Annotated in this window: 16 protein-coding genes and 1 tRNA gene; 13 read left to right on the forward strand and 4 right to left on the reverse strand. The window is 67.1% G+C overall.

Going from position 1 to position 14,770, the window contains the following annotated elements; all coding sequences use genetic code 11:
* Positions 1-75: 75 nt before the first annotated feature.
* Together POM99_RS06435 and POM99_RS06440 are read left to right on the forward strand one after the other, a co-directional pair.
* Positions 76-1,386: a M48 family metallopeptidase gene (locus POM99_RS06435; protein WP_277276033.1), complete on the forward strand. Its 1,311-nt coding sequence runs from the start codon at positions 76-78 to the stop codon at positions 1,384-1,386.
* 15 nt (positions 1,387-1,401) lie between these two features.
* Positions 1,402-2,241, forward strand: a complete 840-nt coding sequence (locus tag POM99_RS06440) for a Rossmann-fold NAD(P)-binding domain-containing protein (protein ID WP_438822993.1) — start codon at positions 1,402-1,404, stop codon at positions 2,239-2,241.
* Here the strand turns inward: POM99_RS06440 and POM99_RS06445 are convergent.
* Positions 2,151-3,071 carry a DMT family transporter gene (locus POM99_RS06445; RefSeq protein ID WP_277276034.1) on the reverse strand — a complete coding sequence of 307 codons (921 nt, stop codon included), beginning with the start codon at positions 3,069-3,071 and terminating at the stop codon, positions 2,151-2,153. The genes POM99_RS06440 and POM99_RS06445 overlap by 91 nt on opposite strands.
* 10 nt (positions 3,072-3,081) lie before the next feature.
* Positions 3,082-4,098, reverse strand: a complete 1,017-nt coding sequence (locus POM99_RS06450; protein WP_277276035.1) for a threonine aldolase family protein — start codon at positions 4,096-4,098, stop codon at positions 3,082-3,084.
* Positions 4,099-4,174: 76 nt separating this feature from the next.
* Between POM99_RS06450 and POM99_RS06455 the strand changes: the two genes are divergently transcribed.
* Entirely contained in the window at positions 4,175-4,501 is a 327-nt protein-coding gene (locus tag POM99_RS06455) for a GNAT family N-acetyltransferase (RefSeq protein ID WP_277276036.1), read from the forward strand.
* A 1-nt stretch (position 4,502) separates the two neighbouring features.
* On the opposite strand, the gene POM99_RS06460 is transcribed toward POM99_RS06455, so the two are convergent.
* Together POM99_RS06460 and POM99_RS06465 are read right to left on the reverse strand one after the other, a co-directional pair.
* Positions 4,503-5,483, reverse strand: coding sequence for a sensor histidine kinase (locus tag POM99_RS06460; RefSeq protein ID WP_277276037.1), 981 nt, complete (start codon positions 5,481-5,483; stop codon positions 4,503-4,505).
* Positions 5,484-5,667: 184 nt separating this feature from the next.
* Positions 5,668-5,742 (reverse strand) — tRNA-Thr (locus POM99_RS06465).
* A gap of 121 nt (positions 5,743-5,863) precedes the next feature.
* Here POM99_RS06465 and POM99_RS06470 point away from each other — a divergent pair.
* From POM99_RS06470 to POM99_RS06515, 10 genes are all read left to right on the forward strand, one after another.
* Positions 5,864-6,019 (forward strand): hypothetical protein, encoded by a 156-nt coding sequence (locus tag POM99_RS06470; protein ID WP_277276038.1) that lies wholly within the window; start codon positions 5,864-5,866, stop codon positions 6,017-6,019.
* A gap of 42 nt (positions 6,020-6,061) precedes the next feature.
* Positions 6,062-6,748 carry a 2,3-diphosphoglycerate-dependent phosphoglycerate mutase gene (gpmA, locus tag POM99_RS06475; protein ID WP_277276039.1) on the forward strand — a complete coding sequence of 229 codons (687 nt, stop codon included), beginning with the start codon at positions 6,062-6,064 and terminating at the stop codon, positions 6,746-6,748.
* 29 nt (positions 6,749-6,777) lie between these two features.
* Positions 6,778-7,266: a 5-(carboxyamino)imidazole ribonucleotide mutase gene (purE, locus tag POM99_RS06480; RefSeq protein ID WP_277276040.1), complete on the forward strand. Its 489-nt coding sequence runs from the start codon at positions 6,778-6,780 to the stop codon at positions 7,264-7,266.
* A gap of 103 nt (positions 7,267-7,369) precedes the next feature.
* Complete coding sequence (locus tag POM99_RS06485; protein WP_277276041.1) at positions 7,370-8,428, forward strand: 5-(carboxyamino)imidazole ribonucleotide synthase; 1,059 nt, start codon at positions 7,370-7,372, stop codon at positions 8,426-8,428.
* Positions 8,425-8,913 carry a dihydrofolate reductase gene (locus tag POM99_RS06490; protein ID WP_277276042.1) on the forward strand — a complete coding sequence of 163 codons (489 nt, stop codon included), beginning with the start codon at positions 8,425-8,427 and terminating at the stop codon, positions 8,911-8,913. Before POM99_RS06485 ends, POM99_RS06490 begins: the two co-directional genes overlap by 4 nt.
* Positions 8,910-9,848 (forward strand): bifunctional riboflavin kinase/FAD synthetase, encoded by a 939-nt coding sequence (locus POM99_RS06495; protein ID WP_277276043.1) that lies wholly within the window; start codon positions 8,910-8,912, stop codon positions 9,846-9,848. The genes POM99_RS06490 and POM99_RS06495 overlap by 4 nt, the downstream gene beginning before the upstream one ends.
* Positions 9,832-10,854 carry a glycerophosphodiester phosphodiesterase family protein gene (locus POM99_RS06500; protein WP_277276044.1) on the forward strand — a complete coding sequence of 341 codons (1,023 nt, stop codon included), beginning with the start codon at positions 9,832-9,834 and terminating at the stop codon, positions 10,852-10,854. The genes POM99_RS06495 and POM99_RS06500 overlap by 17 nt, the downstream gene beginning before the upstream one ends.
* Positions 10,855-10,953: 99 nt before the next feature.
* On the forward strand, positions 10,954-13,806 hold the full coding sequence (gene ileS, locus POM99_RS06505) for an isoleucine--tRNA ligase (RefSeq protein ID WP_277276045.1): 2,853 nt from the start codon (positions 10,954-10,956) through the stop codon (positions 13,804-13,806).
* Positions 13,806-14,354 (forward strand): signal peptidase II, encoded by a 549-nt coding sequence (gene lspA, locus POM99_RS06510; RefSeq protein WP_277276046.1) that lies wholly within the window; start codon positions 13,806-13,808, stop codon positions 14,352-14,354. Before ileS ends, lspA begins: the two co-directional genes overlap by 1 nt.
* Positions 14,347-14,760 (forward strand): DUF3035 domain-containing protein, encoded by a 414-nt coding sequence (locus tag POM99_RS06515; protein ID WP_277276047.1) that lies wholly within the window; start codon positions 14,347-14,349, stop codon positions 14,758-14,760. Before lspA ends, POM99_RS06515 begins: the two co-directional genes overlap by 8 nt.
* Positions 14,761-14,770 lie beyond the last annotated feature (10 nt).

The following is a 14,770-nucleotide window of genomic DNA, read 5'->3' on the forward strand; positions in this document are numbered from 1 at the left end:
GCCGGGAATGGCTGCTTGACAGCCCCCGCCCCGCGCAAGCTACTCCATGATCGGGTTTGCGGGCGGAGAGCGACGATGATCAGGATGATGCAGCGCTTGGCCGTGGCGGCGGCCCTGTTGGGATCTGTGGGGCTGGGATGCGCAGGGCTGGCCCACGCTGCCCCGTTCGATGTGGAACATGCCACGCAGGCCTATCTCAACACGCTGCAGGGCGCGGCCCGGGCGCGGTCCGACGCCTATTTCGACGGCGGCATCTGGGTTGAATACATTGGCGGCCTCGTCACCGTGCTGGCCTGCTGGGTGATGGTGCGGCTGCGCCTGCTGGCCGGCCTGCGCACCCGCATGGAGCGCAGCGGCTGGCGGCCGTGGATCGTGACGCTGGCCTGTGCCGCGCTGTTCCTGCTGGTCAGTTCGCTGATCATGTTCCCGTGGTCGATCTGGGCCGATTACGTGCGCGAAAAGAACTATGGCCTGATGAACCAGACATTCGGCGAATGGCTGGGCGATCAGGGCATCGCGCTGGCGCTGACCATGGTGTTCGGCAGCCTGATGCTGCTGGCGATCATGGCGGTGATCCGCCGCGCGCCGCGCCGCTGGTGGCTGCTCGGCACGGGCGTGGTCACCGGCGCGATGGCGTTGATGCTGCTGCTGTTCCCGGTCTTCGTCGCGCCGATGTTCAACACCTACAGGGAACTGCCCGCAGGCCCGGTGCGCGATCGCATCGTGGCGATGGCCCAAGCGCGAGGGGTTCCGTCCGCACACATCTACCTTGTCGATGCCTCCCGGCAGTCTGACCGGATTTCCGCCAATGTCTCGGGCATCGGGCCCACGGTCCGCATCTCGCTGAACGACAACCTGCTCAAGCGCGGCACCGTGCCGCAGGTGGCGGCGGTGATGGGGCACGAGATGGGCCACTATGTGCTCAGGCACCTGTGGTGGACGCTGGGGGCGCTGGCGCTGCTCACGGCGGTGATGCTGTGGATGGCCTCGCGCGTGATGCCCGCGCTGGTGGTGTGGGGCGGGCGGCGCTGGGCGCTGCGCGATATTGCCGATCCCGCCGCCATTCCGGTGCTGATCGGCGTCTATGCCGCGCTGTCGCTGCTCGCATCGCCACTGACCAATGCCATCGTTCGGATCCAGGAAAGCGAGGCCGACGTCTTCGGGCTTGATGTGGCGCGCGAGCCCGATGGCTTCGCCTCGATCGCCATGGAGCTTTCGCAGTATCGCAAGATCGACCCGCCAGCATGGGAAGAGGCGCTGTTCTATGACCACCCATCGGGCGCCACCCGCGTGCGCATGGCCATGCAGTGGAAGAAGGACCACGTGGCCAATGCGGTGGAAGTGGTCCCGCCGCCAATGGCTGCCAAGGGGCCGGGCAAGGACTGAGGGCTGGGAGTGAGACTGTTCGTCTTCGGGCTGGGCTATTCGGCACAGGTGCTGGCCGATCGGCTGCGCGCGCAGGGGTGGCAGGTGCGCGCCACCGGGCGGGCGGGCGACACCGACTTCGCCGATGATGCCGCTGTTGGCGCCGCGCTCGGCTGGGCCAGCCATGTCCTGTCGAGCGTGCCTCCGGCTCGCGAAGGCGGTGATCCCGTGCTGGAACGCCATGGCGCGGCGATGCAGGGCTGCGCGGCGCAATGGATCGGATATCTGTCCGCCACCGGCGTCTATGGTGATACCCAGGGGGCCTGGGTGGATGAGGGCGCGCCCGTCGGCGGCGGCCGGCGCACCGCGCGGGTGGAGGCGGACCTCGCCTGGCAGGCGCTTGATCCGCGCGTGCGGGTGTTCCGCCTGCCCGGCATCTATGGCCCGGGGCGCAGCGCGCTTGACCGGGTGGCGCAGGGAACGGCGCACCGCATTGACCTGCCGGGGCAGGTGTTCAGCCGTGTGCATGTGGCGGACATCGCGGGCGGGGTGATCGCGGGCATGGCCGGGCCGCCGGGCGTCTACAACCTGTCCGACGACGAACCCTGCACCCAGAATGCGGTGATCGAAGAAGCGGCCCGCCTGCTGGGCGTGGAACCGCCGCCACTGCAGACGGTGCAAGAGGCCGGGCTCAGCCCCATGGCCCGCGCCTTCTATGCAGAGAACCGTCGGGTGGCCAATGGCAAGGCGCGCCGCGTGCTCGGCTGGCGGCCGCTTTATCCCACCTATCGCGAAGGCTTGCGCGCGTTGAGCGCCACCACCAGACCGGCCATCGCCACCGCAGCGCCGGCTGCCGCCAGCACGGACCAGCGATAACCTTCGAACACGGTGGACAGGAACATCGCCACCACCGGGATCGCCACGCTGGAATAGGCGGCACGCCCCGGCCCCAGCACGCGCAGCAGCACCGAATAGATCGGAAAGGTCACCACCGATCCGAACACCGCCAGGTATGCCACACCCAGCCAATAGCGCGCGTGTGCATCGAACACCGGCGGCCCCGCCGTGGCCCAGGCAAAGGACACGTCCATGATCGCACCGGCCAGCATGCCCCAGGCCAGCAGCACGATGGGCGGATGGCGGCGTGCCTCCTGCGTCGCCTGCAGCACGTTGGCACATGAAGCGCAGGCCAGGCCGAGAAGGGTCAGCGCGATGCCCGGCAGCACATCGCGTGCCCCCGCCCCGCCGGTGCGCCATTCGTGCAGCAGCAGCATGGCAATCCCGCCCAGGGCGATCACCGAACCGATCAGGAAGCGCCGCGTCACCGCCATGCCCAGAAATGCCCGGGCCAGCAGCGCGTTCGGCACCAGCAGCAGCGCGAACAGGATCGCCACCACGCCCGAAGTCAGGTACTTTTCGGCCCGATAGACGAACTGGAAATTGCCGCAGAACTGCAGCAGCCCGATCAGCGCCGCCAGCCGCAACCCGGCGCCGCCCAGCGCCAGCCGCTCGCGCCGCAACGTGGCAAGGGCAAAGGCGCTCACCGACGCGATGGCAAAGCGATAGGCGATGGACCAGCTTGGCGGCACCGCTCCCAGCTGGTCCTTGATCACCAGCCAGGTCGATCCCCAGATCAGCGTGATCGCCGCGAACCCGAACACGATGCGCGGGGTCCACACGCGCTGCGGCGGGCTCTGGCTCGTCACCTCGCGGCTTTCACAAGGCGGCGATGGCGCGGGCGAGCGCCGCCACGTGCGCCGGATGGCTGTTCCACGCCGTAACCAGCCGCGCCGCGCCCGACGCGCCAGCCGGAGCCGGCCAGTCGTAGAAATCGAACCCCTGCGCGCGCAGCGCATCCTGCTCGGCGGGGGAGAGCACCACGAAGATCTCGTTGGCTTCCACCGGGTGCATCAGTCTATCGGCACAGGCAGCGGCAATCTCCAGCGCGGCGGCGTTGGCGGCGCGGGCATTTTCCAGCCACAGGTCGCTCTCCAGCATGGCGAGCAGCTGTGCGGCCAGATAGCGTCCCTTGGACTGCAGGTGGCCCGCCCGCTTGCGGCGATAGCGCGCCACGTCTGCCAGCGAAGGGTCGAAGAACACCATGGCTTCGGCGCTCATCCCGCCGTTCTTCACAAAGCCGAAGGTCAGCGCATCCACGCCTGCGCGATCGGCCACGTCGCCGGGACGGCAGCCCAGAAACGCCACCGCGTTGGCAAAGCGCGCACCATCCATGTGCAGGCCAAGGCCCCGTTCGCGTGCCAGGCTGCCGATCGCGGCCACTTCTTCGGGCCGGTAGGCGCGGCCATACTCGGTGGCCTGCGTGATCGAGATCGCATGCGGCTGCACCTGGTGCACATCATTGCGGATCGGGTCGATCACCGCGCGAATCGCTGCCGGATCGATCCTGGCGCCGTCACCGTCGGCCAGCATCAGCTTGGCCCCGTGGGTGTAGAACCCCGGCGCGCCGCCTTCGTCCACCTCGATATGCGCCTCGCGGTGGCAGACCACGCCACCGTGGGGCGGGACCATGGCCGACAGGGCAAGGCAGTTGGCCGCAGTGCCGGTAGCCGCCCACAGCGCCACGCATTCGGTGTCGAACAGCGTGGAAAAGGCCTCGTCCAGCCGCCGTGACAGGGCATCGCCGTCATAGCCCGAATCGGGCGCATCGGCGGCGTGCATGGCCTGCCACACCCGGGGATGGACGGCGGCGGTGTTGTCGGAGAAGAACTTCATCGCGAAACCGGATGATGCCTGCGGCGTTGCCGGTCAAGCTGGTCACCGTCATGGCCCATCAAGGAAGGTCTTACGCATGTCCGATTCCCCCGCAGAATCCGCAACCGTCACCATCACCCAGTTCGATCAGGGTGCGCGGGGCGAATATCACGCGCGGGTGGAAGGCAGCGACGCCATCGGGCGGCTCACCTATCGCCGGATCGAAGGTGAAGCCGGGCAGGAGGTACTCGTTGCCGATCATACCCTGGTGCCGCCGGAGATCGGCGGGCGCGGCGTGGCGGGCAAGCTGGTCGATGCCCTGATCGCCGATGCGCGTCGGCTCGGCTGGAAGATCGTGCCGCAATGCAGCTACATCGAAGCCGCCTTCCGCCGCCACCCGGAATGGGCAGACCTGCGGGCCTGAGCTAGGCCGCGGCAGGCACCGGCAGGATCAACCGCGCGTCCAGGCCCTGCTCCTGCCATTCGATGGTGAAGCTGCCGCCACGTGCGCGGCAGATGCGCTCGATCAGCGTCAGGCCCTGCCCGCCGGGTCGCGACGTTCCGGCAACGGGGCGGTGTCCCTGTTCTGACCATGTGATCGCCAGTTGCCGCGTATCGGGCATGTCTTCCACAAGCGCGCAAAGGGTGATGCTGCCGCCATGGCCGATCGCGCCGTGCTTGGTTGAGTTGACGGTCAGCTCCCCGATCACCAGCGAGATCGCGTCCGCGTGTTCGCGCGAAACTTCGTGCGCCTGGGGGCAGGTCAGCGCGATCAGCGGCCGGTCCTCGTCTCGAAACGGAGAGATCAGCGTGCCAAGCAGGTCATCCAGCGCGGTCACCGCCTGTTCCCCGTCGAACAGGGTCTGCGCGGTGGCAAGCGCAGAGATGCGCGCCACCATTTCCCCGGCAAAGGCGGTGTTGCCTTCGTGCCCCCGCGCCATCGACCGCAGCATGGCGCAAACCATGGCGAAGCTGTTCTTCAGCCTGTGGCGCATTTCCGCCAGCAACGTCTGCAGCGCTTCGCGGTCGGCGTGCAGCTGGCTTACATCGCGGGAAATGCTTATGAAGCCGGTATGTGCCCCTTCCGGGCTGCGCACCGCGGAAATGCTCACTTCCCACCAGCGCGGGCTGCCCTTGGCGGTGGGGCAGAATGCTTCCAGCCGCGATATCTGGCCGCTGGCCGCCGCCGCCATGGCCTCCCGGATCAGCGGGCGTGTCTCAACCGGCCACAGCGAAGCCCATTCCTTGCCACCAAGCGATTGAAAGTCGCCGACCTCCATCGCGCATTGGCCATTGGGGTTCATCCACAACAGCGCGCCGTCCGCATCGACCAGCTTCACGCAGTCGCTGCTCTGTTCAAGCACGCGTGACAGGCTTTCCGGAGAGAGGTCGGCTTTCGACAGCATTCAATGGGCCCCGGACGACGACAACAGGCGATAAAGCGTGTTGACCGGTTCGGTTCCATATATCGAAGGTAAGCCAGGGCTTGCCGCGATTACGGCAAACGCCGCCAAGTTCCGGTGAAAAAAGGCTCTTTTTCGCGCCACGCACACCGCAAAATTTTTGTCCGGAGCGGTGGGATCGGGGAAATGGTGCTGCTGGGGAGGATTGAACTCCCGACCTCAGCCTTACCAAGGATGCGCTCTACCACTGAGCTACAGCAGCACACCATTTCCGCTGCCGCCGCGGCGGACCGGCGGCGGGCAGGGGCGCGCTTTGGCGGCGAGGCCCTGCTTTGTCAAGCGCGGCCTTGCGAGAATGGCGGCTGCGCGGCAAAGGATGCGCGATGACCGACGCGAAAACCCCGCAAACCCGCGAGGAACGGCTCGCCGCCCGGCTGCGCGAGAACCTGCACCGGCGCAAGGCGCAGGCCCGCGCCATGGCCACCACGCCCGAATCGCTGCCCAAAAGCGACCTTTCCAAATCCGGGGACGAACGCTAGGGCGCGTTTTTCCTTGAATCAGCACAACAGGATGCGCGCCTAATGCCTCGCCTGATCCTTATCCGCCACGGCCAGTCGCAGTGGAACCTGGAAAACCGCTTCACCGGCTGGTGGGACGTGGACGTGACCGAGAAGGGCGCGGCCGAGGCGCTGGCCGCCGGCCACCTGCTGAAAGACAAGGGCGTGCTGCCCACCACCGCGTTCACCTCGCTGCAGACCCGCGCGATCAAGACGCTGCATTTCGTGCTCGAAGGCTGCGGCCGCCTGTGGGTGCCCGAAGACAAGGACTGGCGCCTGAACGAGCGCCACTATGGCGGCCTGACCGGGCTGGACAAGGCCGAGACCGCCGCCAAGCATGGCGACGAGCAGGTCAAGGTCTGGCGCCGCAGCTTCGACGTGCCGCCGCCGGTGCTGGACAAGGGCAGCGAGTTCGATCTCTCGGCCGATCCGCGCTATGCCGGCATCGCCGTGCCCGCCACGGAAAGCCTCAAGGACACCATCGCCCGCGTGCTGCCCTGCTGGGAGCAGAAGATCGCCCCGGCGCTCAAGGCGGGCGAGACGGTGCTGGTCGCCGCGCACGGCAATTCGCTGCGCGCGCTGGTGAAGCACCTTTCGGGCATTTCCGATGACGAGATCACCGGGCTGGAAATCCCGACCGGGCAGCCGATCGTCTATGAACTCGACGACAACCTCGCCGAGATCGAGCGCTACTACCTGTCCGAGCGTTGATCGCGAAGACGGCCTGAAAGGGGCAGGGGATGACAGAAACGCCGCGCGTCGCCATCGTCATGGGCAGCCAGTCCGACTGGGAGACGATGAAGAACGCCGCCGCCGTGCTGGAAAAGCTGGGCGTTGCGCATGAATGCCGCATCGTTTCGGCGCACCGCACGCCTGACCGGCTGGTCGCCTTTGCCAAGGGCGCGCATGCCGAAGGGTTCAAGGTGATCATCGCCGGCGCCGGTGGCGCGGCGCACCTGCCGGGCATGGTCGCATCGATGACTCACCTGCCCGTGCTGGGCGTGCCGGTGGAATCCAAGGCGCTCAAGGGCATGGATTCGCTGCTCTCCATCGTGCAGATGCCCGGCGGCATCCCGGTGGGCACCTTGGCCATCGGCGTGCCGGGCGCAACCAATGCGGGCATCCTCGCCGCCTCGATCCTCGCCACCTCCGACGATGCGCTGGCCGATCGGCTGATCGCCTTCCGCACCGCGCAGACCGAATCTGTGGCGGAGAAGCCGGTCGGATGATGCTTCGACAAGCTCAGTATGAGCGGTTTTTGGGCTTGGGCGATTTGCCCCCAGGCCCGCTCGTCCTGAGCCTGTCGAAGGACCCTCGCAACAGGAGCGGAACATGATCCCCCCCGGCGAGACGATCGGCATCCTCGGCGGCGGCCAGCTTGGCCGGATGATCGCGCTCGCTGCGGCCAACCTCGGCTACCGCTGCCACGTTTTTGCGCCCGAGGCCGATTCCATCGCCGCCGACGTCTGCGCCCAGTTCACGCAAGGGGCCTATGACGACGAGGCCGCGCTCGCCGCCTTCGCCGCGCAGTGCGCCGTCGTCACCTACGAGTTCGAGAATGTCGCCGCCGCGCCGCTGGCGGCCATCGCCCCCCACGCACCGCTGCATCCTCCGGCCCGTGCGCTGGAAGTGGCGCAGGACCGGGTGAACGAGAAGTCCTTCGTCGAAGGTCTCGGCGGCCGTCCCGCTCCGTGGGCGCAGGTCGATTCGGCGGAAGACCTGCGCGCCGCCGTTGCCCGCATCGGCACGCCCGGCATCCTCAAGACGCGGCGTGACGGCTATGACGGCAAGGGCCAGTGGCGGATCATGCAGCCGGCCGATGCCGATAGGCTTGAACTGCCGGCCAAGCCGCTGATCTACGAAGGCTTCGTCACCTTCCAGGCCGAATTCTCGGTGATCCTCGTCCGCACAGCGACAGGCGACGTGCGCTTCTGGGACAGCGCCGAGAACGTGCACAAGAACGGCATCCTCGATCGCTCCACCGTGCCCGCCGCGCCGGTGATCCTCGCGCAGGTCGAAGATGCGCGCGCGCTGGCGAAGAAGGTGGCCGATGCGCTGGAATACGTCGGCGTGCTGACGCTGGAGTTCTTCGCCACGGCGGATGGCCCGGTGTTCAACGAGATGGCCCCGCGCGTCCACAACTCCGGCCACTGGACCATCGAGGGCACGCTCACCAGCCAGTTCGAAAACCATGTCCGCGCCATCTGCGGTCTGCCGCTCGGCTCCACCGCGCTGGCGGCGCGGGGTGTGGTGATGGACAACCTGATCGGCGACGATGCCCACGATTGGCCCAAGATCCTCTCGGACGAAGCCAACCATCTCCATCTCTATGGCAAGGCTGCGGTGCGTCCCGGCCGCAAGATGGGCCACGTGACCCGGCTGGTGCTGTGACGCGAAAGGGCCTGTTCCTGATCGTGGCGCGCGCGGCAGACGGCACCATTGGCGACAAGGGTACGCTCCCTTGGCGCATTTCCGCCGACTTGAAGCGGTTCAAGGCGCTGACCATGGACAAGCCGATGATCATGGGCCGCAAGACGTTCGAGAGCCTTCCCGGCCTGCTGCCCGGTCGCCGCCATATCGTGCTGACGCGCGATGCCGCTTTCGCCGCGCCGGGTGCCGAAGTCGCCCACACCATTGCCGCCGCGCTCGCTCTGGCGGGCACGGGCGAGGTCGCGGTGATCGGCGGCGCGGAAGTACTCGCCCTGTTCGAACCCGTGGCCGAACGGCTCGAGCTTACCGAGATTCACGCCGATTACGCCGGCGACACGCGCATGCCGCCGCCCGGCGCGCAATGGCGCGAAACCGCGCGCGAATGCCATGCCGCCGTGGGCGAAACCCCGGCGTTCGACTTTGTCACGCTGGAGCGCGCGGCATGATCCGGCTCGACAGCCGCCAGCCCGTGCCCCAAGCCCTGCGCGGCGGCATCGTCGCGCTCGGAAACTTCGACGGCTTCCACCTCGGCCACCAGGCCGTGGTGGGTGAGGCGATCCGCTGGGCGAAGGCGGAAGGCCGCCCGGCCATCGTCGCCACTTTCGATCCGCACCCCGTGCGCTATTTCACGCCCGATGCCGCACCCTTCCGGCTGACCACGCTGGACCAGCGGCAGGAACTCTTCGCCGCCGCCGGGGCGGATGCCATGCTGGTGATCCACTTCGGCACGGAAGTGGCGGGCATGACCGCCGAAAGCTGGATCTCTGATGGCCTTTCCGGTCACCTTGGCGTCGTCGGCGTGGTCACCGGGGAAGACTTCACCTTTGGCAAGGGGCGCGGCGGCAACCCCCAGGTGCTGCAGGATCTCGGCGCGCGCCATGGCATCCGCGCCCGTGCCGTGGGCCCAGTGGACGAAGCGGGCGAGGTCGTTTCCTCAAGCCGCATCCGCGACGCGCTGAAGGCGGGAGATTGCGAGGAGGCGACCCGCCTGCTCACCCGACCCTTCGCGGTCCGTGGTCTGGTCCAGCATGGCGACAAGGTGGGGCGCACCATCGATTTCCCCACGGCGAACCTCGACATGGGCATGTACCTGCGTCCGCGCTATGGCATTTATGCCATCTCCGCGCACCTGCCCGGGGGGCGCAAGGTAAAGGGCGCGGCCAACCTGGGCATCCGCCCCACCTTTGATCCGCCCAAGGAACTGCTCGAGCCCCACTTCTTCGATTTTGCCGGTGATCTTTATGGGCAGGAGATCGAAGTCCTGTTCCATCATTTCCTTCGTCCCGAGGCCAAGTTTGACAGCCTCGATGCTCTGGTCCAACAAATGAAACGGGACTGCGAGCAGGCACGGGGGCTATTGGGCGATGATCTGGTTACGTAGAATTGCGTTTGTTGGCGCGGTTGCTTTCCTGATACTTACCTTCGTCAATGCCAGCTGGATCGCGGCAGACACGCCGGGCCACGTTAGATTGATCGCAAATGGTGGTATTGCCCAGCAATACCTGCCCGGTGGGCGCAAGTCACCATGCCCGGCCACGCAGATCTTGCCGCCGATCCACGATATCCTGGAAGATACCGAACGCGCGGTGCTGATGGCGCAGCGGATGGGGGCCGACATGGTGGCGGTTGATCTCGCCCGCACGGCGGACAACGCGCTGGTGCTTTTCCCTGATGCCACGCTGGATTGCCGCACCAATGGCAAGGGTCCGGTGGCCGGGGCCACGCTGGCGCAGCTGCGCGCGCTCGATCTCGGGTATGGCTACACGGCAGACAAGGGCGCCACGTTCCCCCTGCGCGGCAAGGGCGTCGGGCTGGCGACCACGCTGGAGCAGGCGATCGACCTCAATCCGCGTGCCCGTTTCCTTTTCCGTCTGTCCACACCCGATGCCGCCACCGCCGGCCTGCTGGTGCAGGAGCTCAAGGCGATGGGCCGCGATCCGGGGGCAACGGGCGATGCCTTCACCGGCAAGGATGAAGCCGTTTCCGCATTTCGCGCCGCATTTCCAAAGGCTTGGGCCTGGACGGACGAAGGCGCGCAGTCATGCACCGGCAGCTATCGCCTGATGGGCTGGACCGGCCTCACTCCCGGCGCGTGCCAGTCGGGCACGCTTGTCGCGCCGCTTGATGGCACCTTCACCCTGTGGGGCTGGCCCAACCGGCTGCAGGGCCGCATCACCGCCGTGGGAGGGCAGGTGCTGGCCACGCGCGATGGCAACGGTGCCGGCCTGCGCCATGCAGCAGACCTGCCGCTGATCCCGGTCAGCTACCATGGTCACGTGATGGTGGACGATTTCTGGACGGTTGGCCCCGCGCTGCGCCCCAGTCTGGACGCCCGCACCAATGAAGAGGCGATCGCTGCGCAGAATCGCGACGAGCAGGGTGAATAAAGCCGCCGCCTCCCCGCATGGGGTCGATCTTCGGGGATTGGCCCGATGCGGGGGATGGGGGTTTATTGCTGCAGCGCTTTGTTCTAACGCCCACCGGTCATGACCGAACAGCAGCGCCAGGAAGCTCGCGACTTCCGCAACACCGTCTTCCTGCCGAAGACCGATTTCCCGATGAAGGCCGGCCTGCCGCAGAAGGAGCCGGGCATCCTTGCGCGCTGGCAGGAGATGGACCTGTACCGGCGGCTGCGCGATGCGCGCGCGGGCGCGGAAAAGTTCATCCTTCACGATGGCCCGCCCTACGCCAATGGCGACATGCACATCGGCCATGCGCTGAACCATATCCTCAAGGACATGGTCGTCCGCACGCAGAGCCTGCTGGGCAAGGACGCGCCCTATGTGCCCGGCTGGGACTGCCACGGCCTGCCCATCGAATGGAAGGTCGAGGAAGAGTACCGCAAGAAGAAGAAGAACAAGGACGAGGTTCCGCCCAAGGAATTCCGCGCCGAATGCCGCGCCTATGCCCAGAAGTGGGTGGACGTGCAGCGCGAACAGCTCAAGCGGCTGGGCATCAACGGCGATTGGGACAATCCCTACCTGACGATGGACTTCACCGCCGAGGCGATCATCGTTGGCGAGCTGCTGAAATTCGCCGAATCCGGCCAGCTCTATCGCGGGGCCAAGCCGGTGATGTGGAGCCCGGTGGAGAAGACCGCGCTTGCCGAGGCGGAAGTCGAGTACGAGGACATCGTCTCCACCCAGATCGACGTGGCGTTCGAGATCATCGAGGCCGAAGATCCCGACCTGATGGGCGCTTCGGTGGTGATCTGGACGACCACGCCGTGGACCATCCCTGTCAATCAGGCGGTCGCCTATGGCGATCACATCGATTACCACATGATCGAGGTCGATGGCCGCCGCCTGCTCGTGGCCGAACCGCTGGTGGAAAGCTTCGTCAAGCGGCTGGGGCATGAAAGCCACGACATGCACTTCTTCGTGAAGGGCGCGTTGCTGGCGGGCACCAAGGTGCGCCACCCGATGCACCACCTCGGCGGCTTCTACGCCACGCCGCGCCCGCTGCTCTCGGGTGAGTTCGTCACCGTGGAATCGGGCACCGGCTTCGTCCACATGGCGCCCGACCATGGCGAGGACGACTTCCTGCTGTGCAAGGCCAATGGCATCGATCCGGTCTTCGCCGTCACCGGTGAAGGCAAGTATCGCGAGGACTGGGGCTGGCTCGGCGGGCAGGGCTCGGTCATCAACCCCAAATTCAACGCGCCCGACGGCCCGATCTGCGAAGACCTGCGCGCCAGCGGCGGGCTGATGGCGGCCAGCGCGGACTACAGGCACAGCTACCCGCATTCGTGGCGTTCCAAGGCCAAGGTCATCTTCCGCTGCACGCCGCAGTGGTTCGTGCCGATGGACCGCCCGTTGCCGGGCGATCATCCCGAAGACCTCGATCCGCTCGAAGCCATGCTGCGCGACGTGGCAGAGGCGAAGACCCTGCGCCAGACGGCGCTGCAGGCCATCGCCGACACCCGCTTTGTGCCGGAAAAGGGCCGCAACCGCATCGGCGCGATGGTCGAAGGCCGGCCAGACTGGGTGCTGTCGCGCCAGCGTGCGTGGGGCGTGCCGATCACCCTGTTTGTCAATCGCAAGACCGGCCAGTACCTGTCCGATCCCGCCGTCAACGCCCGCATCGTCGCCGCCATCCGTGCCGAGGGCGTGGACGCCTGGGAAGACGCCCGCGCGCAGGAATACCTGGGGCCGGATTACAAGGCCGAGGACTACGAGCGCGTAACCGACATTCTCGACGTCTGGTTCGATTCGGGCTCGACCCACGCCTTCGTGCTCGAATCCGGCAAGTGGCCCGACCTGCTCCGCCCCGAAGGCTACCTGGGCCCGCTGGCGGACCTCTATCTCGAAGGCAGCGACCAGCATCGCGGCTGGTTCCAGTCCTCGCTGCTCGAAGCCTGCGCCACGCGCGGCCATGCGCCCTACAAGGCGGTGCTGACCCATGGTTTCACCATGGACGCCAAGGGCATGAAGATGTCCAAGTCGCTTGGCAACACGATCAGCCCGATCGACCTGATGCGCGATTATGGTGCCGACATCCTCCGCCTCTGGGCGCTCTCGGTCGATTTCACCGAGGACCACCGCATCGGCAAGGAAATCCTCCAGGGCGTCGCCGACCAGTACCGCAAGCTGCGCAACACCTTCCGCTACCTGCTCGGCGCGCTGGAAGGCTTTGCGGAAGGCGAATGCCTGCCGGTGGCCGAAATGCCCGAGCTGGAGCGTTACATGCTCGTCCAGCTCGAAAAGCTCGACGCCACGCTGCGCCAGGCGATCGCGGACTTCGACTTCAACACCTATGTCCGCGCGCTCAGCGAGTTCTGCAACGAAGACCTCTCGGCCTTCTTCTTCGATATCCGCAAGGACAGCCTCTATTGCGATGCGCCGGCTGATCCGAAGCGGCGCGCCTATCGCACCGTGCTCGATGTGCTGTTCCACGCGCTGGTCCGCTATGCCGCACCGGTGCTGGTCTTCACCGCCGAGGAAGTGTGGCAGTCGCGCTACCCCGATGGAGACAGCGTCCACCTGCTCACCTGGCCGGAACTGCCGGTCTCCACCGTGGATGAAGACCGCTGGGCCGAACTGCGCGCCCTGCGCACCACGGTGAACGAGGCGATCGAGCCGCTGCGCCGCGAAAAGGTGCTCGGCTCCGGTCTCGAAGCCGTCGTCACCGTGCCCGATTCCGCACCCGAGGCCGATCTTGCCGAGCTGTTCATCACCGGGACAGTCGTGCGCGGGCAGGGCGATGGCGTGATCGTGACGCGAACCTCTGACCACAAGTGCGGCCGCTGCTGGCGCCACCTGCCCGACGTGGCCGAAGATGGCGCGCTGTGCGGGCGGTGCGAGGATGTCGTCGCCACGATCGATGGAGAGGTTGCCTGATGGCGCGCTCCCTCGCGGCGCGGCGTGCCATTGCCTTCGCCATCGCGCTGGCCGTCTTCGCCCTGGATCGCTCGGTCAAATGGCTTCTGGTCGGTCCGTATGACCTCGAACGCAGCGGGCCCTACACCCTGCTGCCGTTCTTCGACCTGCGCTTCACCCAGAACTTCGGCGTCTCGCTCGGCATGTTCACCGCGACCTCTGCGGAAATGCGCATGGGGCTGATCCTCGTCACCGGGCTGATCGCGCTCGGCGTGGCGGTGTGGATGCTGCGAGAACGCCTGACGGGCGATCTCCTCGGCCTCGCGCTCGTGCTCGGCGGGGCGATGGGCAACATCTACGATCGCTTCATGTGGGGCTTCGTGATCGATTATGCCGACCTTCACATCGGCGAATGGCGCCCTTTCCTGATCTTCAACATCGCCGATGCCGCCATCACTTTCGGCGTGCTGATACTGCTTGCCCGCTCGCTGCTTTCGCGCGAAAAGCCGGGCGCCGACGAGAACCAACAGGGCGACGTTCCTGCCGCCACGGAGACGATTGATGCGTAAGTCCGCCACCCTTTGCCTGCTGGTCCTTGGCGCGGGCACGCTCTCGGCCTGCGCGTCCGGCGGTTCGCTGTTCAACCGCGTGCGGCCCGATGAATTCGCGGTGACGCGCCAGGCGCCGCTGGTGGTGCCGCCCGATTTCGCGCTCGCCCCGCCCAACCCCGGCGCCCCGCGCCCGCAGGATGTCGATTCGTCCAAGCAGGCGCTCGATGCCCTGTTCGGCGGCCCCGCCCCGCGCAGCGCGGTGGAAACCGACGCGCTGGGCAAGGCCGGGGCTTCGGCCGTCGGCATCCGCAGCACCGTGGGCGATCCGCAGACCCGCACCGTGGCCAAGGGTGCCGCCGTGCAGAACATCCTCGCCGCCCCGCAGGGCGATGGCGCGGAAGCCCAGGCTGGCACCGCCGGCTAAGGCTGACCCA

Source organism: Novosphingobium cyanobacteriorum, assembly GCF_029436685.1.
Lineage (GTDB): Bacteria > Pseudomonadota > Alphaproteobacteria > Sphingomonadales > Sphingomonadaceae > Novosphingobium > Novosphingobium cyanobacteriorum.